The sequence below is a fragment of the Roseburia sp. AF02-12 genome, assembly GCF_003461765.1.
Lineage (GTDB): Bacteria > Bacillota > Clostridia > Lachnospirales > Lachnospiraceae > Roseburia_C > Roseburia_C amylophila.
Window position 1 is genome coordinate 315743 of record NZ_QTXS01000001.1, and the last position, 21449, is coordinate 337191.

Annotated in this window: 23 protein-coding genes; 21 read left to right on the forward strand and 2 right to left on the reverse strand. The window is 42.4% G+C overall.

The window, feature by feature from the left end:
* Window positions 1-40: 40 nt before the first annotated feature.
* From cobA to larE, 12 genes are all read left to right on the forward strand, one after another.
* A complete protein-coding gene (gene cobA, locus DV740_RS01475; protein WP_118087342.1) occupies window positions 41-1510 on the forward strand; it encodes a uroporphyrinogen-III C-methyltransferase in 1470 nt (489 codons plus the stop codon).
* Between the two features lie 130 nt (window positions 1511-1640).
* Complete coding sequence (gene cysK / locus DV740_RS01480; RefSeq protein ID WP_118087343.1) at window positions 1641-2573, forward strand: cysteine synthase A; 933 nt, start codon at window positions 1641-1643, stop codon at window positions 2571-2573.
* Between the two features lie 89 nt (window positions 2574-2662).
* The gene (locus tag DV740_RS01485; RefSeq protein WP_242994262.1) at window positions 2663-3652 is read left to right on the forward strand and encodes a sulfate ABC transporter substrate-binding protein; all 990 of its coding nucleotides are present in this window, start codon (window positions 2663-2665) and stop codon (window positions 3650-3652) included.
* A gap of 14 nt (window positions 3653-3666) precedes the next feature.
* Window positions 3667-4515: a sulfate ABC transporter permease subunit CysT gene (cysT, locus tag DV740_RS01490; RefSeq protein ID WP_118087344.1), complete on the forward strand. Its 849-nt coding sequence runs from the start codon at window positions 3667-3669 to the stop codon at window positions 4513-4515.
* A 12-nt stretch (window positions 4516-4527) separates the two neighbouring features.
* Window positions 4528-5391: a sulfate ABC transporter permease gene (locus DV740_RS01495; protein WP_118087345.1), complete on the forward strand. Its 864-nt coding sequence runs from the start codon at window positions 4528-4530 to the stop codon at window positions 5389-5391.
* A 1-nt stretch (window position 5392) separates the two neighbouring features.
* Window positions 5393-6454 (forward strand): ABC transporter ATP-binding protein, encoded by a 1062-nt coding sequence (locus tag DV740_RS01500; protein WP_118087346.1) that lies wholly within the window; start codon window positions 5393-5395, stop codon window positions 6452-6454.
* A gap of 6 nt (window positions 6455-6460) precedes the next feature.
* Window positions 6461-8173, forward strand: coding sequence for an adenylyl-sulfate reductase subunit alpha (locus tag DV740_RS01505; protein ID WP_118087347.1), 1713 nt, complete (start codon window positions 6461-6463; stop codon window positions 8171-8173).
* On the forward strand, window positions 8157-8471 hold the full coding sequence (locus tag DV740_RS01510) for a 4Fe-4S dicluster domain-containing protein (RefSeq protein WP_118087348.1): 315 nt from the start codon (window positions 8157-8159) through the stop codon (window positions 8469-8471). Before DV740_RS01505 ends, DV740_RS01510 begins: the two co-directional genes overlap by 17 nt.
* A gap of 33 nt (window positions 8472-8504) precedes the next feature.
* Entirely contained in the window at window positions 8505-9404 is a 900-nt protein-coding gene (cysD, locus tag DV740_RS01515; protein WP_022243158.1) for a sulfate adenylyltransferase subunit CysD, read from the forward strand.
* A gap of 1 nt (window position 9405) precedes the next feature.
* A complete protein-coding gene (locus DV740_RS01520; protein WP_118087349.1) occupies window positions 9406-11103 on the forward strand; it encodes a sulfate adenylyltransferase subunit 1 in 1698 nt (565 codons plus the stop codon).
* 380 nt (window positions 11104-11483) lie between these two features.
* The gene (locus tag DV740_RS01525; protein ID WP_118087350.1) at window positions 11484-12368 is read left to right on the forward strand and encodes an Rpn family recombination-promoting nuclease/putative transposase; all 885 of its coding nucleotides are present in this window, start codon (window positions 11484-11486) and stop codon (window positions 12366-12368) included.
* 11 nt (window positions 12369-12379) lie between these two features.
* A complete protein-coding gene (larE, locus tag DV740_RS01530; protein ID WP_118056823.1) occupies window positions 12380-13213 on the forward strand; it encodes an ATP-dependent sacrificial sulfur transferase LarE in 834 nt (277 codons plus the stop codon).
* 5 nt (window positions 13214-13218) lie between these two features.
* Here larE and DV740_RS01535 read toward each other — a convergent pair whose 3' ends face one another.
* Window positions 13219-13977, reverse strand: coding sequence for an ABC transporter ATP-binding protein (locus DV740_RS01535; RefSeq protein ID WP_117947607.1), 759 nt, complete (start codon window positions 13975-13977; stop codon window positions 13219-13221).
* Entirely contained in the window at window positions 13970-14974 is a 1005-nt protein-coding gene (locus DV740_RS01540; RefSeq protein ID WP_197420870.1) for a FecCD family ABC transporter permease, read from the reverse strand. Before DV740_RS01540 ends, DV740_RS01535 begins: the two co-directional genes overlap by 8 nt.
* Window positions 14975-15263: 289 nt before the next feature.
* On the opposite strand from DV740_RS01540, the gene DV740_RS01545 reads away from it, so the two are divergent.
* From DV740_RS01545 to cysK (DV740_RS01585), 9 genes are all read left to right on the forward strand, one after another.
* Window positions 15264-16514: an O-acetylhomoserine aminocarboxypropyltransferase/cysteine synthase family protein gene (locus tag DV740_RS01545; protein WP_118056822.1), complete on the forward strand. Its 1251-nt coding sequence runs from the start codon at window positions 15264-15266 to the stop codon at window positions 16512-16514.
* A gap of 16 nt (window positions 16515-16530) precedes the next feature.
* On the forward strand, window positions 16531-17397 hold the full coding sequence (locus DV740_RS01550; protein WP_022243151.1) for a 4Fe-4S binding protein: 867 nt from the start codon (window positions 16531-16533) through the stop codon (window positions 17395-17397).
* A gap of 77 nt (window positions 17398-17474) precedes the next feature.
* Window positions 17475-17726 carry a sulfurtransferase TusA family protein gene (locus tag DV740_RS01555; protein ID WP_242988730.1) on the forward strand — a complete coding sequence of 84 codons (252 nt, stop codon included), beginning with the start codon at window positions 17475-17477 and terminating at the stop codon, window positions 17724-17726.
* A gap of 21 nt (window positions 17727-17747) precedes the next feature.
* Window positions 17748-18071, forward strand: coding sequence for a thioredoxin (gene trxA / locus DV740_RS01560; RefSeq protein ID WP_022243149.1), 324 nt, complete (start codon window positions 17748-17750; stop codon window positions 18069-18071).
* A 29-nt stretch (window positions 18072-18100) separates the two neighbouring features.
* The gene (gene thiS, locus DV740_RS01565) at window positions 18101-18322 is read left to right on the forward strand and encodes a sulfur carrier protein ThiS (protein WP_022243148.1); all 222 of its coding nucleotides are present in this window, start codon (window positions 18101-18103) and stop codon (window positions 18320-18322) included.
* Complete coding sequence (locus DV740_RS01570) at window positions 18306-19112, forward strand: HesA/MoeB/ThiF family protein (RefSeq protein WP_117699072.1); 807 nt, start codon at window positions 18306-18308, stop codon at window positions 19110-19112. Before thiS ends, DV740_RS01570 begins: the two co-directional genes overlap by 17 nt.
* A gap of 60 nt (window positions 19113-19172) precedes the next feature.
* On the forward strand, window positions 19173-19583 hold the full coding sequence (locus tag DV740_RS01575) for a M67 family metallopeptidase (protein ID WP_118056821.1): 411 nt from the start codon (window positions 19173-19175) through the stop codon (window positions 19581-19583).
* A complete protein-coding gene (locus DV740_RS01580; protein WP_022243145.1) occupies window positions 19577-20479 on the forward strand; it encodes an NAD(P)/FAD-dependent oxidoreductase in 903 nt (300 codons plus the stop codon). The genes DV740_RS01575 and DV740_RS01580 overlap by 7 nt, the downstream gene beginning before the upstream one ends.
* A gap of 16 nt (window positions 20480-20495) precedes the next feature.
* Complete coding sequence (gene cysK / locus DV740_RS01585) at window positions 20496-21431, forward strand: cysteine synthase A (RefSeq protein ID WP_022243144.1); 936 nt, start codon at window positions 20496-20498, stop codon at window positions 21429-21431.
* The last annotated feature ends 18 nt before the right edge of the window (window positions 21432-21449 follow it).

Below are 21449 nucleotides of genomic sequence, written 5' to 3' on the forward strand. Positions count from 1 at the left end.
AACTTAAGTGACAGAGTATAGGCAATAAAGGAGAAGCGGGATGGGATATTTTCCATTTTTTGTGGAACTAAAAGGAAAAAGAGGACTGATTGTCGGTGGCGGTATTGTAGCAGAACGCAAGGTAAGAAAGCTGCTGCCTTATGAACCGGAACTTCTGGTTGTTGCACCAAAGATTGATGATGAAATCTGGAAACTTTCCGAAGAAATAAAAGAGAAAAGAAAAAAGAACGAAGATACGTCGGAACTTATTTTATCCGAGCGGGATTTTGAAACTACAGATCTGGAAAAAATGGATTTTGTTATTGCGGCAACCTCGGATGAAGCATTGAATGCAAGGATAGCAAAGCTTTGTGAAGAGAGGAATATTCTGGTAAATGTTGTAGATGATAAGGAAAAATGTGGATTCCTGTTCCCGTCGCTGATTCGGGAAGGAAAACTCAGTATCGGCATTTCTACCGAAGGAGCAAGTCCAAGAGTAGCAACCACGTTCCGTGCCCGGTTAAGCGCAGACATCCCGGAGCGGATGGAAGAAATCCTGGATTATCTTGAAAAGATTCGTCCTTTTGCAAAAATGGCAATCGAAGATGACAAAAAGAGAGCTGCTTTTCTGATGGATTTAGCGGATGTGTGTATGGAAAAAGGACGTCCCCTGACAGAAACTGAATGTGAAATTTTACTGGAAAATTATCAAAGCAAAACCCTAAAAGAAGCATTTGCAGATAAAGAAGCACTTTCGGGTAAGGAGGCACAATCCGGAAAAGAAGCTTGTCCGGTCAGGAAAGTATCCCCAGGAAAGGTGGTTCTGGTGGGAGCCGGTTGTCTGTCCTATGAATACATAACACTGCGCGGCATGCAGGAAATCAGAAAAGCACAGGTGCTGATTTATGATGCGTTAATTGATACAAGGCTTCTTGATTTTACCATTGAAAACTGTGAAAAAATCTGTGTAGGAAAACGCAGTGGCAGACACAGCATGAAGCAGGAAGAGATTAATATGCTGCTGATAGAGAAGGCAAAAGAAGGTGTGCATGTTGTAAGGTTAAAAGGCGGTGACCCATTTGTCTTTGGCAGAGGAAATGAAGAAGTAGACGCACTGACGGAGGAAGGCATTGAAACAGAAGTAATTCCCGGCATTTCCTCCTGCATTGCAGTGCCGGAGCTTGCCGGAATTCCGGTGACGGAGCGGAAGGTCAGCCGGAGCTTTCATGTAATGACCGGGCATTTTGCCGGAGATGAGGAATCATTAAAAGATGAGATTCACAAAATGGCTGCCATGGATGGAACCTGTGTCTTTCTGATGGGATACACAAGACTTGCGGAGATTGTAAGAGAATTACAAAACGGCGGTGCAGAGGCAGAGACACCGGTAGCAGTAATTTATGGAACTTCTGATGGAAGCAGCCGGGCAGCCTATGGAACACTTCTTACCATCGAAAAAGAAGTGCAGGAGAAACAGATTCCAATGCCGGCAGTGATTGTGGTAGGAGATACCGTCCGTTTACCGGAGTAAGAAAAAGAAAAAAATTCAGGACTTTTCGGAAAAACGAGGTCCTGAAAAAAAATTTCTTACATTTCCTATTGACCATATATGAATTATAGGGTATTATGGTAAATAGTTACAGGAAAGGAGAAAAAAGGAAATGGCGAAAATAGCACAATCTCTGACAGAATTAGTTGGTAATACACCAATACTGGAACTGAAAAATTACGAAGAAGCAAAGCATCTTCCGGCACACCTTTTAGCAAAGCTTGAGTATTTTAATCCATTGGGCAGCGTAAAAGACCGTGTGGCAGAAGCAATGATAGAACAGGGAATAAAAGATGGGCTGATTAATGACAAGACCGTTATTATAGAGCCGACCAGTGGCAATACCGGAATCGGGCTGGCATTTGTATGTGCGGCAAAGAAGCTGCATCTGATTTTAACCATGCCGGATACCATGAGTGTTGAGCGAAGAAAGATTGTAACAGCACTGGGAGCAGAAGTGGTACTGACCCAGGGACGGCTTGGCATGTGGGGCGCAATTGAGAAGGCAGCCCAGTTAAAAGAAGAATATGGAAATGCATTTATTCCGCAACAGTTTGAAAATCCGGTCAATCCAAAAATCCATGAGCTTACTACCGCAGAGGAAATCTGGCGGGATACGGATGGCAGGATAGACATCTTTGTAGCTTCTGTAGGAACCGGTGGAACACTGACCGGAACAGCAAGAGGCTTAAAGGCAAAGAAAGCAGACATTAAGATTGCGGCAGTAGAACCTGCAACTTCCGCCGTTCTTTCCGGAAAAGAACCGGGACCACATAAGATACAGGGAATTGGCGCAGGATTTATTCCAAAGGTTATGGATTTGTCACTGGTTGATGAGATTATTCCGGTAGATAATGATGTGGCATTTGATACCACAAGAGAAGTGGCAAAGACGGATGGACTCCTGATTGGAATCTCGTCCGGTGCAGTCTTACATGCAGCAGAAGAACTGGCAGGCAGACCGGAGAATAAAGATAAAAATATTGTTATCTTAATGCCGGACAGCGGAGAGCGGTATTTATCCACCTCTTTATTCGAATTATAAAATCAATGAAAAGAGATAGAAAGGAAATGTTGGGTGACATGCAGAAGAGCAGAAAACAGCAGGGAAAGAAAATTACATATCGTTACCGCATGACTGCACTTTTACTTGCAGTCATGATGTTGCTGTTCAGTGGATGTGGCAGACAAAAGAGTGATGTCATTACCATAACCAATGTTTCCTATGACCCTACCAGAGAGTTTTATGAAGCATATAATAAAATGTTCGTACAGCATTATGAAGCAGAAACCGGAAAAAAAGTGGAAGTCATCCAGTCTCATGGAGGCTCCGGCATGCAGGCACGTTCCGTAGTGGAAGGTTGTAATGCGGATGTGGTGACACTGGCACTGGCACATGACATTTCGTTGATAGAGGATACCGGATTGATTAATGAGGGCTGGATGGATCAGTTCCCGGATGAATCCGCACCATATACTTCAACCATTGTCTTTCTGGTACGAAAGGGAAATGAGAGAAATATCAAAGACTGGGATGATTTGATTCAACCGGGTGTTGAAGTAATCACGCCGGACCCGAAGAGCAGCGGCGGTGCATGCTGGAACTTTCTGGCAGCATTAAGCTATGCAAAGGAAAAGGGTTACAGTGAAGCAGAACAAAAGAAATTTTTAAAAGAACTTTATGCCAACGTTTCCGTGATGGATTCCGGAGCAAGAGGTTCCACAACCACCTTTGTGGAAAATAGAAAAGGCGATGTTCTGATTGCATGGGAAAATGAAGCCATGACAGTACTTAAGAATTATCCGGGAGAATATGAACTGATTTCTCCAACGGTCAGTATCTTAGCACAGCCCAGTGTGGCAGTGGTAGATGATAATGTAGATTTCAATGGAGCAAGAGATGTGGCAGAAGCATATTTATCTTATTTATATGAAGATGATGCGCAGCGGCTCGCCGCAGAGAATGGTTACCGTCCATCCAATCAGGAAATTTTAAAGGAATATGAAGATACCTTTGATCTGACGATGACACTTTGGAGCATTGATGATTTTGGTGGCTGGGATCAGGCATACAAAGATTATTTTGATGATGATGCCTGGTTCGATGAGATATATAACTACTAGAAGAAGAGGCAAGTATGAAAAGACGATTCCGTAAAAATAAAAAAATCAGAGTCATACCGGGATTTCATTTAACGCTTGGAATTACAGTTACAATGCTTTCACTGATTGTACTGATTCCACTGGCATCCGTAATGGTATATTCCTTAAAGTTATCTCCGTCAGAATTTTTCGGACTTCTGACCAAGTCAAATGTATTATATGCATTTGCCACCAGCATCGGATGTTCTTTCTTAGCAGCATGTATCAATGTGGTATTTGGTGTGATATTAGCCTGGACGCTGACCCGGTATGATTTTCCGGGAAAACGGATTTTAGATGGATTTATTGAACTTCCATTTGCACTGCCTACTGCAGTTGCAGGTATTACCTTATCAAAGATGTATTCTGACACCGGAGTCATCGGAAAGCCGTTAGCAGTCCTTGGAATAAAAGCAGCCTATACCCATGTGGGACTGGTCATTGCACTGGTATTTGTGGGAATTCCATTTGTTGTGCGTTCCGTTCAGCCTGTATTGGAAAAATTGGATGGACAGTATGAAGAAGCAGCTTATATCCTTGGAGCGACACCGTCGAAAACATTTTTCAAGGTAATCTTATCAGAGATGAAACCGGCAATTTTAACTGGATTTGGTCTGGCATTTGCCAGAGGAGTAGGAGAGTATGGAAGCGTTATCTATATATCCGGCAACAGTGCCAAGGAGCATACACAGGTAATTTCCTATGTTATTATGCAGAAATTAAATTATATCGATTATGCCTCTGCAACAGCAATTGCACTGGTTATGTTAATCATATCATTCCTTATTTTATTTGCAGTAAATATCATTCAGATGAAGCAGGCGCAACGCACGAATCAGTTATAGAAGGAGAAAAGTATGAATGAGCTTGAAAAACTGGAAAAAAGAAAAAAACGTACGCGTCATATTCTGATTACAGTCAGTGTACTGTTCCTGTTCCTGATGCTGGTTCTTCCACTGCTCTGCATCATTGCAAGTTCCTTAAAAGAAGGATTTGCCTTTTACATACAGTCCATCCGGACAGATTATGTAAAGAGTGCTTTAAAGGTAACTCTGATTGCGACAGTGGCAGCGGTGGTGATTAACACATTCTTTGGATTATGTGTTTCCTGGCTTCTAACCAAGTTTTCCTTCCGAGGAAAACAGGTTCTGGCAACCTTGATTGATATTCCGTTTTCCATTTCACCGGTTATCGTGGGACTGGCATTTTTGATGACATTTGGAAGACTGGGCTGGACATATCCATTTATCCGGGCAATCAACCAGTTCTTTGGAACGAATATCAGAATCGCTTTTGCAATTCCGGGCGTTATTTTAGCAACGGTATTTGTAACATTCCCTTATGTATCAAGGGAAGTGATTCCGGTTTTAAATGCCCAGGGCAAGGACGAAGAGGAAGCAGCAGCCCTGATGGGAGCCGGCGGACTGAAAATCTTTTTTAAGATTACATTTCCACAGATGAAATGGGCATTGCTCTATGGAGTCATCCTTTGTACCTCGAGAGCGTTGGGAGAGTTCGGTGCGGTCAATGCTCTGTCAAAGACAAGAGGAGAGACCTTTACACTTCCACTGGAAATCGATGCATTATATATGTCGGGTACAGAGCAGTCCGTTACTGCAGCATTTGCAGTATCCTCGCTTTTGGTTATTCTGGCAGTTATTATATTATTCCTTCGAAATATTCTGGAATATCGGGCAAAAACAAGAAGGGAGAGCCGCTGATATGTATGTTGAAATGAAAGATATATGCAAACAATATGGCAGTTTTAAAGCTTCTGATCATGTCAGCTTTGGCATTGAAAAAGGAAAACTGGTGGCACTGCTTGGACCATCCGGCAGTGGAAAGACAACACTGCTTCGTATGATTGCAGGACTGGAAAAGCCAAATTCCGGAGATATTTACATCGATGGAAAGCGGGTCAATGATGTACCGGCTTCCAAACGAGGTATTGGATTTGTTTTTCAGAATTACGCATTGTTCCGCTATATGACCGTATATGACAATGTGGCATTTGGACTGGAGCTTCAGAAGGTGCCAAAGAAAGAGATTAAGAAGCGGGTAATGGAGCTTTTGGAGATTACCGGACTTTCCGGTATGGAGAAGAGGTATCCGAACCAGTTGTCCGGCGGACAGCGGCAGAGAGTTGCTTTTGCAAGGGCACTGGCACCAAGACCACAGGTACTGCTTTTGGATGAACCGTTTGCAGCAATTGATGCCAAGGTTCGTTCGGAATTAAGACTCTGGCTTCGCAGTGTGGTTACAAAGCTTGGAATCACCAGCATTTTCGTAACCCATGACCAGGATGAAGCCGTTGAGGTGGCAGATGAGATTATCATTACCAATCACGGAACCATCGAACAGATTGGAACACCGGCAGAGATTTATAATACACCGGATACTCCGTTTGTAGCACAGTTCATCGGACGTTCTTCCCTGGTGGAACATTACGAAGAGCTGCATGGATTTGATAAAATCGAGGGCGCAGCGAAAGCAGTCATCCGACCGGAATTTGTAAAGATACATAAATTTGGCAAAATTGACCGCTATATGAGTGCATCCCAGGATGGCATTGTAAAGGATATCGTATTCCGTGGAAACCGTCTGGATGTTACGGTAGACGTAGGCGGCATAGAGATAATCTGTGAATGGCCATTGGAAAAAGAAAGTCTTGAAATCGGAGAGAAGGTAAGCCTTTTGATTTACCGGTTATATGTGCTGGATAAAGAGCGGACGTATCTCTGTGAAAATAAAGAAATGCAGGAGGATGATGTATTCTACATCTAAGGTGCTATGAAAATTAAGAACAGGAAAATATTGGATACAGACATTTTAATTATTGGCGGTGGAACCGCAGGCTGTTATGCAGCACTGACCATTGCAGAACAGTCCGATGCGAAAGTTATCATTGCAGAGAAAGCCAACATCAAAAGAAGCGGCTGTCTTGCAGCCGGAGTAAATGCCATTAATGCATATATCGTAGAGGGCAGAAAGCCGGAAGATTATGTGGATTATGCCAAAAAGGATGCAGACGGCATCGTAAGAGAAGATTTACTTCTTACCATGTCGGAGGGCTTAAACCGTGTAACAGAGAAAATGGAGAAGCTTGGTCTTGTCATTTTAAAAGATGAAAATGGCAGATATGTGGCAAGAGGAAACCGGAATATCAAAATCAACGGTGAGAATATCAAGCCGTTACTTGCTTCTGCAGTAGAGGTACTGCCAAATGTTACGATTTTAAACCGGGTGGCAATTACCGATTATCTGGTAAAGGAGAACAGGATTTATGGTGCAGTGGGATTTTCCATTGAAAATGAGACAGCAGTAGAAATCCGGGCGAAGAAAGTGCTTTGTGCAACCGGTGGAGCATCCGGTCTTTACCGGCCGAACAATCCGGGATTCTCCAGACATAAGATGTGGTATCCACCATTTAATACCGGAGCCGGTTATGCCATGGGAATTGAGTCGGGAGCAGAGATGACCACCTTTGAAATGCGTTTTATTGCACTGCGTTGCAAAGATACCATCGCACCGACCGGAACCATTGCACAGGGTGTGGGAGCAAAGCAGATAAATGCCCTTGGCGAAGTATATGAGACAAAATACGGACTTACCACTTCACAGCGTGTGTATGGAACCGTAAAAGAGAATTTATTAGGACATGGTCCATGCTATCTTCGGACAGAAGGAATCAGTGCAGAGCAGGATGATTCCTTAAAGAAGGCTTATCTTAACATGGCACCGAGCCAGACCTTAAAATGGATTGAGCAGGGAAAGAACCCAAGTGAGCAGAATGTGGAAATCGAAGGAACCGAGCCGTATGTGGTAGGTGGACATACCGCCAGTGGTTATTGGGTTGACACCAGAAGAGAATCTACGATTCACGGACTGTATGCAGCCGGAGATGTGGCAGGAGGCTGTCCACAGAAATATGTAACAGGAGCCATGGTCGAGGGCGAGATTGCAGCAAAGGCAATGGTAGAAGACCTTGCAAAAGAAAATGCTGCAAGCTATGAAATGACCGGAGAAGAGAAAGCATTCTGTGATAGCAGATTTGAAGAAAAGATAAAAGAGTATGATAAGATTTTAACAAATCAGTCCGGTTTATATGATACGGAACAGTTAGAAGAAGCCATGCAGAAGGTAATGGATACCTATGCAGGCGGAATCAGCAATCATTATCAGTTTAATGAAAACCAGCTGAATCTGGCAGAAGAGAAAATCGAAAAGTTAAAGGAACTTTCGAAGGAGCTTGGAGCCTCCAATATGCATGAACTGATGTTTGTCTATGAGCTTAAGAACAGGCTGACGGTCTGTGAGACACTGATTTATCATCTGAGAGCCAGAAAGGAAACCCGATGGCACAGTTTTGCAGAAAACTTAGATTATCCGGATAAGAGTGATGAGTGGTTAAAATATGTGAATACCAGAAAAGAAAATGGTAAAATCCATGTGCTCTTCCGGGAATTAGTAAAGCGAGGTGAGACCTATGAGCATAGCTATTAATCAAAGCAGATGTGTGGGATGTGGCAGATGCAGTCAGGTCTGTCCGGGAACACTGATTGGAATGGATTCTGACGGAAAGGCATGTATGCTGTATCCGAAGGACTGCTGGGGCTGTTGCTCCTGTATTAAGGAATGTAAGGTAGATGCCATAGCACTTTACTTGGGTGCAGATATGGGCGGCATGGGAAGTAAGATGAGTGTAGCAAGCCGGGAACAATATCTGGACTGGAAGATAGAGAAACGGGATGGCAGCGTAGAAACCATCGTTATTGACAGAAAGCAATCGAATCAATATTAATAAATCGCCACATGGTGGCAGAAAGAGGTAAGTATGGGTGAATTATCACATTTGGATGAACTGGAAGCAGAAGCAATTTACATCATAAGAGAGGTAGCCGCAGAGTGCGAGAAGCCGGTTATGCTTTACTCCATTGGAAAAGACAGCTCCGTAATGCTGCATCTTGCCATGAAAGCATTTTATCCGGAGAAGCCGCCATTTCCATTCCTGCATGTAAATACCACATGGAAATTCAAGGAAATGATTCAATTCCGTGATGAGACAGCAAAGAAGCTTGGCATTGAAATGTTAGAGTATATCAATGAAGATGGTGTAAAGAAGGGCATTAACCCATTCGACCATGGCTCTGCATATACCGACATCATGAAAACACAGGCACTGAAACAGGCACTAAATAAATATGGATTTACTGCAGCATTTGGTGGCGGCAGACGAGACGAGGAAAAATCCCGTGCAAAGGAAAGAATTTTCTCATTCCGTAATGAAAATCATGCCTGGGACCCGAAGAACCAGAGACCGGAAATGTGGAAGCTTTACAACGCTAAAATCAATAAAGGCGAAAGCATTCGGGTATTCCCGATTTCCAACTGGACAGAGACTGATATCTGGCAGTATATCAAACGTGAGAAAATTGACATTGTACCATTATATTTTGCAGCAGTACGTCCGGTCGTATATCGTGATGGAAATATTATCATGGTGGATGATGACCGTATGCGTCTGCTTCCGGGAGAGGAAATCCAGTACAAGAGTGTACGTTTCCGTACCTTAGGATGCTATCCTCTGACCGGAGGAACAGAGTCAACAGCAACTACATTGGATGAAATTATCGATGAGACTTTAAGTGCAGTATCTTCCGAGAGAACCACCCGTGTCATTGATAACGAAGCAGCAGGCAGTATGGAAAGAAGAAAGAGAGAGGGGTATTTCTAAGATGAGTGGATTATTAAAATTTATTACATGCGGTAGTGTGGATGACGGAAAGTCCACTTTGATTGGACACATTCTTTATGATGCAAAGCTTTTGTATACAGACCAGGAAAAAGCACTGGAATTAGATTCAAAAGTAGGAAGCCGTGGCGGAGCCATTGATTATTCTCTGTTATTAGACGGACTGATGGCAGAACGTGAACAGGGTATTACCATTGACGTAGCATACCGTTATTTTACAACAGACAACAGAAGCTTTATCGTAGCAGATACACCGGGTCATGAAGAGTACACCAGAAACATGGCGGTTGGTGCATCCTTTGCAGACCTTGCAGTTATCTTAATTGATGCAAAACAAGGGGTACTGGTACAGACCAGAAGACATGCCAGAATCTGTGCATTAATGGGAATCAAGTTCTTTGTATTTGCAGTAAACAAAATGGATCTGGTAGACTACAGCGAAGAGCGTTTCAAAGAAATCGAAGCACAGATTAAAGAATTAGCAGACGAACTGAAGTTAGAGAGCATTTACATTATTCCGGTTTCTGCAACAGAAGGTGATAATGTAACAACCAAGTCTGATAAGATTAGCTGGTACAAGGGAGAGGCATTGCTTCCATACCTTGAAAAAGTAGATGTAACAGAGAAGAAGCAGGAAGAGGGCTTCTATATGCCGGTACAGAGAGTGTGCCGTCCGGACCATACTTTCCGTGGATTCCAGGGGCAGATTGAATCCGGTGAAGTAAAAGTCGGAGACGAAATCGTTACCCTGCCAAGCAATGAGCGTGCGCATATCAAGAGCATTTTAGTAGGAGATAAAGACAGCCATAGTGCCTTTATGGGACAGCCGGTTACACTGCAGCTTGATAAAGAAGTAGACGTATCCAGAGGCTGTGTCATTGCATCCGGCAATAACCTGCCAATCAGCAAATCCTTTACAGCAACCATTCTCTGGATGGATGATGAGGAGCTGACACCGGGAACCGATTATCTGGTAAAACTTGGAACCAAGCAGATTCCTGGTATCTTAAAGAACATTCAGTATAAGATTGATGTAAATACCGGTGAATTTATTCCGGCAGGACAGCTTAAGAAAAATGAGATTGCAGTCTGTGACCTTGATTTGCAGGAGCCGGTTGTCATCGATGAATTCAAAAAGCATAAGACTTTAGGAGAGCTGATTCTGATTGACCGTATTTCCAATATGACTTCTGCCTGCGGTGTAGTAGAAGATGCTACCGTAGATGAGAGCAAGGATTTAAAAGCAGCTTTCGTATATGGAAGTCTTAAGGGAAATGGAGACATTTTCGAAGAGTTCTATTATAACCTTGAGAGCATGACGATTGCCAAGGTACGTCCGGTTCAGAAGACCTATACCATTGGAGATGAAATCCCGGTAAGCGGAGAAAGCTATCAGTATCCGGATGACTTCGATATTGTCATCTTAAGAGAAAGAATCTTTGTACAGGTTCGTGGACGCAAGGTAGAAAAGATTGCACCGCTGGCAGAATACCAGTACAACAATGTTCCGGTTATCAACGGAAGAGGATTTGCTGTTGCCATTACATCTGCACAGGATGCACAGGCATTCTTAGACGATTTGGCTGTAGCAGGTGAAAAACCATCCAGCGACTTCTTCAATAAGTGGTTACATTTTGAGACTTATCGTAAGATTATTTTCAAAGACGAAATCTGGTTATAAAAATAAGAAAGCTGTACTTCGGTGGAAAATACCAATCGTCTGGAGTACTACATCTAAAGTGATGCAGTTAAAGTACATGTGCGCAAACGTTTACATGGAAAATGATAAAAATGAGAAGAAAATAGTTACAAAAACAGAAAAATGTTTTATCTTTGTAAAGATTATATAAATTCTATTAAATTAGATTAAAATATTCCGTAGAGTACTTGCACTCTTCGGAATATTTTTGATATTATATCTTAAGTAAAATCAGTTCATAATAATATTCGTTATTCATCTATTATGCAGGCGTGTTGAACTGTCTGCATTCGTGATAATCTTATATTCATATTTTCAGAATCTTTTTTATCCAAAATATTTATTTAACAGGGGGAAAATACTTGGCAGATAAGGATTTGGCAGAAAAATATCTGGAATCATTTTCGGATGTTTTTGCTGACATATATAATGTATTACTTTTTCGAAAGGAGATTCTTTTGGAAGAAGGATTGGAAGAGGGACCAACAGAAAGCATCTATAAGGTGGAAGAAAACAATCTTCGGAATCAGTTTCGGGATACTGTGAAATTATATAAGAATGGGTTATACAAAGTGGCATCTTTTGGGATTGAAAATGAGAGTCTGATAGACAAAAATATGCCCATCCGGATTATGGGGTATGATTATGCTGTGTATCGGGCGCAGATTGACCGTGGGGAAGAACGAAAATATCCGGCAATTACGATTGTTTTAAATTTCAGTGATACAGAATGGAAAAGTCCGAATGCGCTATTTGACATTTTAGATGTTTCTCCGGAACTAAGACCTTATGTAAATGATTATAAAATATTTGTTTTTAATATTGCATTTTTGCCGGAGAAAATACGAAAAGCGTTTAAAAGTGATTTTAAAATTGTAGCAGATTTTTTTGCGGAGAAACGTCTTGGAAGATACAATCCCAAGGAACATCCGGAGGCAATCTGCCATGTGGAAGCGGTTTTGAATCTGCTTCAGGTGTTTACAAATGATGAAACCTATGTCAAAATAGAGAAAACAGTAGCAGAACGTGCGAAAGCAGGAGAGGTGATTACAATGTGTACATTTGCAGAAGAGATGACCAATAAAGGAATAGAAATTGGCGAAGCGCAGGGCATTAAAATAGGCGAAGCCAGAGAAAAAATCAGTGTTGCAAGAAACCTTTTAGACCTTCTGACAGATGAAGTAATTGCAGAAAAGGTCGGACTGGAGCTTGCTACGGTAAAAGAACTCAGAGAAGAAGTGAAGTAGAGGCATAAGAAATGGATAAAATAGCAGCGCCAACTCCGGAACAGTTAAAAAAGCAGGAAGCGTTAAAACAATATTTTGAAAAATTAGGCAGCGTGGCAGTTGCATTCTCAAGTGGTGTGGATTCCACCTATCTTTTGAAAGTGGCGCATGATGTATTGGGAGAGCGGGCAATTGCAGTAACTGCGTCCTCCTGTTCATTTCCAAAGAGAGAGTTAGGGGAAGCAGAAGCATTTTGCCGGAAAGAAAATATAAGACATTTTATTACAGAATCGGAAGAACTTGAAATCGAAGGATTTGCACAGAATCCTAAGAACCGCTGTTATCTTTGCAAGCATGAATTATTTGAAAAGATATTAAAGATTGCAGAAGAAAAGAAAATAGCTTATGTGGCGGAAGGCTCTAACCTTGATGATAACGGAGATTATCGTCCGGGATTAAAAGCAGTGGCAGAGCTTGGAATAAAAAGTCCGCTCAGAGACTGTGGTTTTACCAAGCAGGATATTCGTGTTCTTTCGAAGGCATTGAATCTTCCAACCTGGGAAAAGCAGTCCTTTGCCTGTCTGTCATCCCGGTTTGTCTATGGAGAGACCATATCCGAAGAGAAACTTACAATGGTGGATAAAGCGGAACAATTATTATTGGATTTAGGTTTTCATCAGGTGAGGGTAAGAATTCATGGAATGATGGCAAGAATTGAGATTGAGCCGGAAGAATTTTCGAAGCTGATGGAAAAGGAGAATCGGGAGAGAATTGCAAAAGCTTTCCGGGAATATGGATTTACCTATGTAACCTTAGACCTTTGCGGTTACCGGATGGGAAGTATGAATGAAACATTGGAAAAGTAAGGAACTTACTCAAAGAAGTAGTAAGTTCCTTCCGCATCAGAGAACGTCTTAAGTGAAGTATGAAATACTTTATTTAAGACGTTTTTTTGTACGCATTCATCCGGAGTGCCCTGAAAGCAGATGGCACCGGATTCCATGACGATAAGTTTGTCTGAAATAGTAAGTGCCTTGGCAAGGTCGTGCAGCACCAAAAGAATTGTTTTTCCCTGTGCTTTTAAGATTGGAAGCATCCGGTAGAAATTATTCTGGCTTTCCAAGTCTAAGAAGGTAGTCGGTTCATCCAAAATAATCGTATCGCAGTTCTGGGCTAAAGTCATGGCAAAGAAGACACGCTGTCTTATCCCACCGGAAAGAGTGTCAGTTGCAACGTTGCGGTAATCCGTAATATGGGTAAATTCCATGGCATCTTCCACCAGTTTGCGGTCTTCTTTGGTGAGGCGTCTGGAGAAGCCAAGATATGGAAAACGTCCATGCTCCACTAAGGTATGAACCGGAAGAGCAGGAATCACTTCACGAATCTGCGGTAAAAATGCAATTTTCTGGGCACGAAGGTGTCCATTCATATGATAAATATCTTCGCCATCTAATGTGATAGAGCCGTTAAAAAGCTGGCTGGATTTATTTAATACGGAAATCAGTGTTGTTTTGCCACAGCCATTTGGCCCTACGATGGTTGTGATGCTGCCGGTAGGAATTTCAACGGACAGATTTTTAATCAGAGGCACCTTGTGGTAGCCAATGGAAACGGAATCAAATTTAAGCATGGACTCTGCGGCCTCCTTTCTTTCCTAATAAAAGATATAAGAAAAACGGTCCGCCAACAAAAGAAAGAATAATGCCGGCAGGAAGTTCATATGGTGCGGCAATAACACGTCCAAGGGTGTCACAGAAGAGGACGAAACTTGCACCTAAGAGAGCACAAAGGGGAACTAAAAGCCGCAGATCATTGCCAAAGAGCCGTCTTGCAATATGAGGAACAATCAGCCCGACGAAGCTTAAAAGTCCTGCATAGCTTACCACACAGCCTGCCAGTATACTGGAAAGCATCAATAACAGGAAACGGAGCAGCGATACCGGAATGCCAAGGGAGCGGGCAACATCTTCTCCAAGACTCAGAACATTCATGTGGCTTCCAAAAAAGCAGGAGAGAATAACCGCAATGACAATGGCAATGCCGGGAGCCAACAGCGTTTTGGTGGTGACATCAGAAAGAGAACCAATCATAAAGGTAGTGAGGTTTAAGGTGATATCATCACTTAATAATTTTACCGTATTGATTCCGGCACTTAAAAAAGAAGAAACGGTAATTCCGGCAAGAATAATAGTAGTACGTTTGCTGTCTGCCATATACGCCAGTGCAAAAATAAGAAGTGTTGTCAGAAAGGCACCTGCAAATGCAAAGATGGCATTATGGGCTGCACGGCCCTGGAAGAGGGCAAGCCCAATCATAACGGCAAATCCGGCTCCGGAATTGACACCGATGGTATTCGGACTGGCAAGGGAATTATTCATAACAGTCTGTAAGATAACTCCGGCGCAGGATAAACCCATGCCGGCAGCAATGGCACCAAACATCCGTGGAATTCTGATATGAAAAAGTAACAGACCTGTGACAGAAGTCCGGTCATTTTGAATCAGGCAGGATAAAATCTCCTTCGGATTTAATAAAACACTGCCGAAAAAAAGACTTGCCAACATCATAAGAAGCAGCAGGAAAAACATTCCGGCAAAAGATAAAATGATTTTTTTTCTCGTGTACATAGGAAATCCTTTCCGTTATTCCAGAAATATGTATTGTGTTTCCTGAAAAGTATTGTTGGAACAAAGAATGAGTCTTGGCACATTCTCGCGCCTGCGGCGGTCGCTTGCGTGAATAAAATAACATATTCGGAGAGAAATAACAATGCTCTGATAAATTAGTATTGACAAATTAGAAAAATATAGTAAAATATAATTCATACAAAACCAATAGGAATAATCGTAAATAGATTTCCTAAGGCAGTTCAAAGTATTTAGTGCACGATAAGACGTGCAGGAATTGGAGCGTAAGATGAAGTTTAATACCGCATTATTACATGGAGATTTTCAAGGAGAACCGAATACAGGTGCAACAACAACTCCGATTTATCAATCCAGTGCATTTGCACATGAGTCGGCAGAGAAGCTAGAAAAGATTTTTCATAACCAGGCACCGGGATATTCCTATACGAGAATCAGTAATCCTACGGTAGATGCATTTGAAAAAAGAGTAACGGCGTTAGAGGGTGGCGTAGCAAGCGTTGCCTGTGCATCAGGAATGGCAGCACTCTACAATGCATTTTGTAATATCCTTCGTTCCGGCGATGAAATCGTATCCAGTGCCAGTCTCTATGGCGGCAGCATTGATTTATTCCGTGACTTAGAGGCATTTGGTATCACAACACATTATGTGGAAAACAATGACCTGGCTGCATTTGAAGCAAAGACCAATGAACATACCCGTCTTTACTTTGCAGAGACCATTGGTAATCCAAGACTTGATGTGACAGATATTACGGCACTTGCAAATCTGGCACATGAGCATCAGGTACCGCTCATTATAGATAATACGGTTGCTACTGCATTCTTAGTGAAGCCGCTTTCCCTAGGAGCGGATATTGTAATGAATTCTTCCTCTAAATACATCAATGGTCACAGCAATTCCATCAGCGGAATTATTACGGACAGCGGCAGATTTAAGTGGGATGTGGAAAAATATCCGGGCATGGCAGACTTTAAGAAGTTTGGACCATTTGCCTATACTGCCAAGCTTCGGAATGGACTGTTCCGCAACACAGGAGCCTGTCTGTCTCCGCAGAATGCATTTTATAACTGCATCGGGTTAGAGACACTGGGAATCCGGATGGAGCGTATCTGTGACAATGCAGCAGAACTGGCAAGGTTTTTTGTAAGAGAATATCCGGATGTAACAGTCAATTATCCGGGATTGGAGAGCAGTCCATGGCATGAAATCGCAAAGAAACAGTTTAAGGACCGTTTTGGTGGAATCTTAACCATACGGACCGGAAGCAAGAAACGGGCATTTGAAATAATCAATGCATTAAAGCTTCCGCTGATTATTTCCAATATCGGAGATACGAAAACATTAGTGATTCATCCGGAATCTACATTAAATGTACACAGTACCCCGGAAGAAAAAAGAGACGCCGGAGTATTTGATGATTTGATCCGCATCAGTGTCGGAATTGAAGATATCGAAGATTTAATCGAAGACTTCAGACAGGCAATGGATCAGAGCAGACCAGAGAAAAGCAAAGAGTAAATGGAGGAAGCAGACAATGGCAAAAATTGATTATGCGGCATTGAAAAAAGGCGGATTTATGCGCCAGAAACAGAAAGGATTCTTTTCTTTAAGAATTCAGGTAGTTGGAGGAAACCTGACAGCAGAAAATATTAAAGCAGTAGCAGATGTGGCAGAAAAATATGGAAAAGGCTATGTTCATATGACTTCCAGACAGGGCATTGAGATTCCATTTATTAACTTTGAAGATATAGAAGAGGTTCGTGCAAAGTTAGCAGACGGTGGTGTAAAACCTGGTGTATGTGGACCGAGAGTCCGTACCGTTACCGCATGTCAGGGCTCTGAAATCTGCCCGAGCGGATGTATCGATACCTATAGCCTGGCAAAGAAATTAGATGAGCATTACTTCGGAAGAGAGCTTCCACACAAATTCAAATTTGGTGTTACCGGATGTCAGAACAACTGTCTTAAGGCAGAAGAAAATGATATCGGTGTAAAAGGTGGTATGGAAGTAAGCTGGGTAGCAGATAAATGTATCAATTGTGGTGTCTGTGAAAAGGCGTGCCGTGAAGATGCTATCAAATGTACCGGAACAGAAGTTACCATTGATTATGATAAATGTACCAACTGCGGCCGTTGTGTAAAATCCTGCCCGACAGATGCATGGGAAGGAAAGAGCGGATATATTGTATCCTTTGGTGGATTATTTGGAAATCATATTTACAAAGGAGAACAGTTACTTCCGCTGATTACCGATGAAGAGACATTATTCCGTGTGACTGATGCAGCCATTGGATTCTTTGAAGAGCATGCAAATCCGGGTGAGCGTTTCCGTTTACTTTTACAGCGCGTAGGAGAAGATGAATTCCGCAAAGTAATCCGCAATGCATTTGAAGAAAAATAGAGTTGCCGGAAGCAGCAGAAAAAGAAAAAATCGGAATGGAAATTCAAAATAAAAATTATTATATGAGGAGAAATAAGATGGAAATCGAAGGAATCAAGATTGATGATACAGTAGATATTACCGATAAAGTGTGCCCGCTTACTTTTGTAAAGGCAAAGGTTGCAATTGATGAGTTAGAGGATGGCGAAGTCATTGCAATCCGTATGAATGACGGCGAGCCGGTACAGAATGTACCACGCAGTATTAAAGAAGAAGGACATCAGATTTTAAAACTGGTTAATAACGAAGATGGAACCTATAACCTCATTGTAAAGAAGGTTGAGGACTAAACATCTGGAAGGGAGAAAGAAATGGCAGAACGCGTAACAAAAGACACTTTTGAAGAAAAAGTATTGAAGAGCAGCCTCCCGGTGCTGATTGATTTTTACTCAGACAGTTGTGTTCCGTGCAAGAAAATGTCACCGGTCATTGGTGCTATCGCAGACGAACAGACAGAAAAATTAAATGTCTATAAAGTAAATACCAACTTTGATTCAGAACTGGCAGAAAAATACAGTGTAATGTCTGTACCAACCATTGTACTCTTCAAGGATGGCGAAGAAATTGCCCGTAAGAGTGGTGCAGAGAAAAAAGCGGTACTTGAGGAGTGGATTACCCAGTCCCTTGACAAATAAAAATAAAGAAAAGTGAGAGGAAGGAAATTATGCAGATTACAGTAGCAGGCGAAAAGAAAGAAGTAAAAGACGGATTAACACTTCCGGAATTAATTGAGCAGGAAAATGTAGAGACACCGGAATATGTAACCGTATCCATTAACGATGAATTTATAGAAACAGAAGCAAAGGCAACAACCGTTCTTAAGGATGGTGATAATGTAGAATTCCTTTACTTCATGGGAGGTGGAAGCTATGGCATTAACGGATGAGCAGATTGAACGTTATTCCAGACATATCATTTTAAAAGAAGTTGGCGCTAAGGGTCAGAAAAAACTTTTAAATGCAAAAGTTTTAATCATCGGAGCAGGCGGACTTGGAGCACCGGCAGCAATGTATCTTGGAGCAGCAGGTGTAGGTACCATCGGAATTGCAGATGCAGATGAAGTAGATTTAAGTAACCTTCAGAGACAGATTATTCATCAGACAGCAGATGTTGGCAAAGCAAAAGTGCAGTCTGCAAAAGAGACCATTAATGCAATGAACCCGGATGTAGAAGTCCGTACATATCGTGAATTCATTACCAGTGAAAATATCATGGACATCATTGCAGATTATGATTTTATCATTGACGGAACCGATAACTTCCCGGCAAAATTCTTAATTAACGATGCCTGTGTTATGGCAAAGAAACCATTTTCCCATGCAGGAATCATCCGTTTCAAAGGTCAGTTAATGACCTATGTTCCGGGAGAGGGACCATGTTACCGTTGTGTATTTAAGAATCCACCACCAAAGGATGCCGTACCGACCTGTAAGCAGGCTGGTGTTATCGGCGCAATGGGTGGTGTCATCGGAAGCCTTCAGGCAATGGAAGCAATCAAATACATCCTTGGAGTAGGAGATCTGCTGACCGGTCAGTTATTGACCTATGATGCAATTAAGCAGGAATTCCACAAGATTAAGCTTCCTTGGAATGGCAAGGGATGTGCCGTTTGTGGAGAACATCCGACCATAACAGAGCTGATTGATTATGAACAGGCAGAATGTACAGATAAATAAATGTATCAGTAAATAAATGTTATCAGATACATAACCCATGAAACATAGAAAGAGGATAGCATGATTTCATTAAAAAAAGCAGATTATGAAAAAATACTGGCACATGCCAAAAGCTGTGTACCAGAAGAGGCTTGCGGACTGATTGCAGGAACCAAAGACGGAGAGGATAAGGTGGTAGAAAAGGTATATCTGTTGACCAATATCGACCATTCCAATGAGCATTTTACACTGGATCCGAAAGAGCAGTTAGCAGCCGTAAAGGATATGCGTGCCAATGGTCTCATGCCTTTAGGCAACTGGCACTCCCATCCGGAATCTCCTTCAAGACCATCCGAAGAAGATAAGCGTCTTGCATATGACAGTAAAGCAAGCTATATGATTCTTTCTCTGATGGAACCGGAACAGCCGGTACTCAATTCATTTCATATTGAAGGCGACGAATCAACAAAGGAAGATCTGGTAATATGTTAGATGTAGTTATCATTGGAAGTGGGCCGGCAGGTTTAAGTGCGGCAATCTATGCTAAGCGGGCAAACCTCGATGCGGTTGTACTGGAAAAAGAATATCTTGGAACCGGACAGATTGCATACAGCAGCCGGGTAGATAATTATCCGGGACTGCCGGGCAAAGATGGTTATTCTTTAGGAGAGGCATTCTTAGAGCATGCCGAAGGACTTGGAGTAACCATTGAAGAGGCAGAGGTTACAGCCATTACAAAAAAAGAGCAAAGTTTTGTCATTTCCTGTGAAGATGGAAAGAACATAGAAGCGAAAACCGTAGTCTATGCGGCAGGCTGTCAGAACCGCAGATTAGGGGTGCCGGGAGAAGAAAAGCTGCTGGCAAAAGGAGTTTCTTTTTGTGCAGTCTGTGACGGTGCCTTTTATAAGGGAAAGAAAGCCGCAGTCATCGGTGGTGGAGATACCGCATTGGATGATGCATTGTATTTATCCGATATCTGCGAACAGGTATATCTCATTCACCGGAGAGCAGAATTCCGTGGAGCAGAGAAGACAAAAAAGAAATTAGAAGAGCTTTCCAATGTAACGATACTTACCAATACGAGAGTACAGGAAATCACCGGGGAAGATAAAGTAGATGGTATTATTTTAGATAACGGTGGGACAATAGCTGTAGATGGTGTTTTTGAAGCGGTTGGAATGATTCCAAATACGGAATTATTAAAGAACCTTGACGTTCTCGATGAGAAAGGCTATGTGATTGCAGGAGAAGACTGCAGCAGCAGTCTTGCGGGACTGTTCGTGGCAGGAGATGTGCGGACGAAAAGCCTGCGTCAGGTAGTCACAGCAGTTGCAGATGGTGCAGTGGCAATTCAGTCTGCAACCGGATATATCAAAGGAATGGAATAGAAAGAAGGAAACGTGTGTGAAAGGAATAGTGGACAGTGCTTCGGAACTGATTGGAAAGACGCCGATGCTCTATCTTCATAATTATATGAAAGAGGCAGGTGTAGAGGATGCGGCAATCATTGCCAAGCTGGAGTATTTTAATCCGGCAGGTTCGGTAAAAGACCGCGTGGCACTTGCCATGATTGAAGATGCAGAGAGAAAGGGAAAATTAAAGCCGGGAGCTACGATTATCGAGCCAACTTCCGGTAATACCGGAATCGGACTTGCTTCTGTGGCGGCTGCAAAAGGGTATCATGCAATTTTAACATTGCCGGAAACCATGACGGTAGAGCGTCGGAATCTTCTGCAGGCGTATGGAGCACAGATTGTACTGACCTCCGGGTATAAGGGAATGAAGGGTGCAATCGAAAAAGCAGAAGAACTTCATAAAGAGATTCCAGGTTCAATTATTTTAGGACAGTTTGAAAATCCGGCAAATCCAAAAGCCCATGAAGAAACCACAGGACCGGAGATCTGGGAACAGACAGAAGGCAGCGTTGATATTTTTGTGGCAGGAGTCGGAACCGGTGGAACCATAACCGGAGTTGGAAAATATCTGAAAAAACAGAAGAAGTCCGTACACATTGTTGCAGTAGAACCTGCAACCAGCCCGGTACTTTCCCAGGGAAAAGTCGGACCACATAAAATTCAGGGAATCGGTGCCGGATTTATTCCGGACACACTGGATACTTCTGTTTACGACGAGATTATTCCAATCAAAAATGATGATGCCTTTGAAGAAGGAAGGGCATTTGCCCGCAGCGAGGGAATTCTTGTGGGAATCAGTGCAGGAGCTGCATTAAAGGCAGCTGTTGAGCTGGCAAAAAGAAAAGAAAATAAAGGAAAGAACATTGTGGTATTGCTTCCGGATTCCGGAGACCGTTATTTATCTACTCCTTTGTTTGCAAAATAAAATCAGTGGAAAAGCATC

What these genes read in the sequence shown, in the direction of transcription:
- DV740_RS01495 (WP_118087345.1), top strand. Translation starts at nt 4,528, where the DNA reads ATGAATGAGCTTGAAAAACTGGAAAAAAGAAAAAAACGTACGCGTCAT.
- DV740_RS01555 (WP_242988730.1), top strand. Translation starts at nt 17,475, where the DNA reads ATGGAAATCGAAGGAATCAAGATTGATGATACAGTAGATATTACCGAT.
- trxA (WP_022243149.1), top strand. Translation starts at nt 17,748, where the DNA reads ATGGCAGAACGCGTAACAAAAGACACTTTTGAAGAAAAAGTATTGAAG.
- larE (WP_118056823.1), top strand. Translation starts at nt 12,380, where the DNA reads ATGGATAAAATAGCAGCGCCAACTCCGGAACAGTTAAAAAAGCAGGAA.
- DV740_RS01520 (WP_118087349.1), top strand. Translation starts at nt 9,406, where the DNA reads ATGAGTGGATTATTAAAATTTATTACATGCGGTAGTGTGGATGACGGA.
- cysK (WP_118087343.1), top strand. Translation starts at nt 1,641, where the DNA reads ATGGCGAAAATAGCACAATCTCTGACAGAATTAGTTGGTAATACACCA.
- DV740_RS01540 (WP_197420870.1), bottom strand. Translation starts at nt 14,974, where the DNA reads ATGTACACGAGAAAAAAAATCATTTTATCTTTTGCCGGAATGTTTTTC.
- DV740_RS01535 (WP_117947607.1), bottom strand. Translation starts at nt 13,977, where the DNA reads ATGCTTAAATTTGATTCCGTTTCCATTGGCTACCACAAGGTGCCTCTG.
- DV740_RS01510 (WP_118087348.1), top strand. Translation starts at nt 8,157, where the DNA reads ATGAGCATAGCTATTAATCAAAGCAGATGTGTGGGATGTGGCAGATGC.
- DV740_RS01570 (WP_117699072.1), top strand. Translation starts at nt 18,306, where the DNA reads ATGGCATTAACGGATGAGCAGATTGAACGTTATTCCAGACATATCATT.
- cysD (WP_022243158.1), top strand. Translation starts at nt 8,505, where the DNA reads ATGGGTGAATTATCACATTTGGATGAACTGGAAGCAGAAGCAATTTAC.
- cobA (WP_118087342.1), top strand. Translation starts at nt 41, where the DNA reads ATGGGATATTTTCCATTTTTTGTGGAACTAAAAGGAAAAAGAGGACTG.
- DV740_RS01505 (WP_118087347.1), top strand. Translation starts at nt 6,461, where the DNA reads ATGAAAATTAAGAACAGGAAAATATTGGATACAGACATTTTAATTATT.
- DV740_RS01580 (WP_022243145.1), top strand. Translation starts at nt 19,577, where the DNA reads ATGTTAGATGTAGTTATCATTGGAAGTGGGCCGGCAGGTTTAAGTGCG.
- thiS (WP_022243148.1), top strand. Translation starts at nt 18,101, where the DNA reads ATGCAGATTACAGTAGCAGGCGAAAAGAAAGAAGTAAAAGACGGATTA.
- cysT (WP_118087344.1), top strand. Translation starts at nt 3,667, where the DNA reads ATGAAAAGACGATTCCGTAAAAATAAAAAAATCAGAGTCATACCGGGA.
- DV740_RS01485 (WP_242994262.1), top strand. Translation starts at nt 2,663, where the DNA reads ATGACTGCACTTTTACTTGCAGTCATGATGTTGCTGTTCAGTGGATGT.
- DV740_RS01500 (WP_118087346.1), top strand. Translation starts at nt 5,393, where the DNA reads ATGTATGTTGAAATGAAAGATATATGCAAACAATATGGCAGTTTTAAA.
- DV740_RS01575 (WP_118056821.1), top strand. Translation starts at nt 19,173, where the DNA reads ATGATTTCATTAAAAAAAGCAGATTATGAAAAAATACTGGCACATGCC.
- DV740_RS01550 (WP_022243151.1), top strand. Translation starts at nt 16,531, where the DNA reads ATGGCAAAAATTGATTATGCGGCATTGAAAAAAGGCGGATTTATGCGC.
- DV740_RS01545 (WP_118056822.1), top strand. Translation starts at nt 15,264, where the DNA reads ATGAAGTTTAATACCGCATTATTACATGGAGATTTTCAAGGAGAACCG.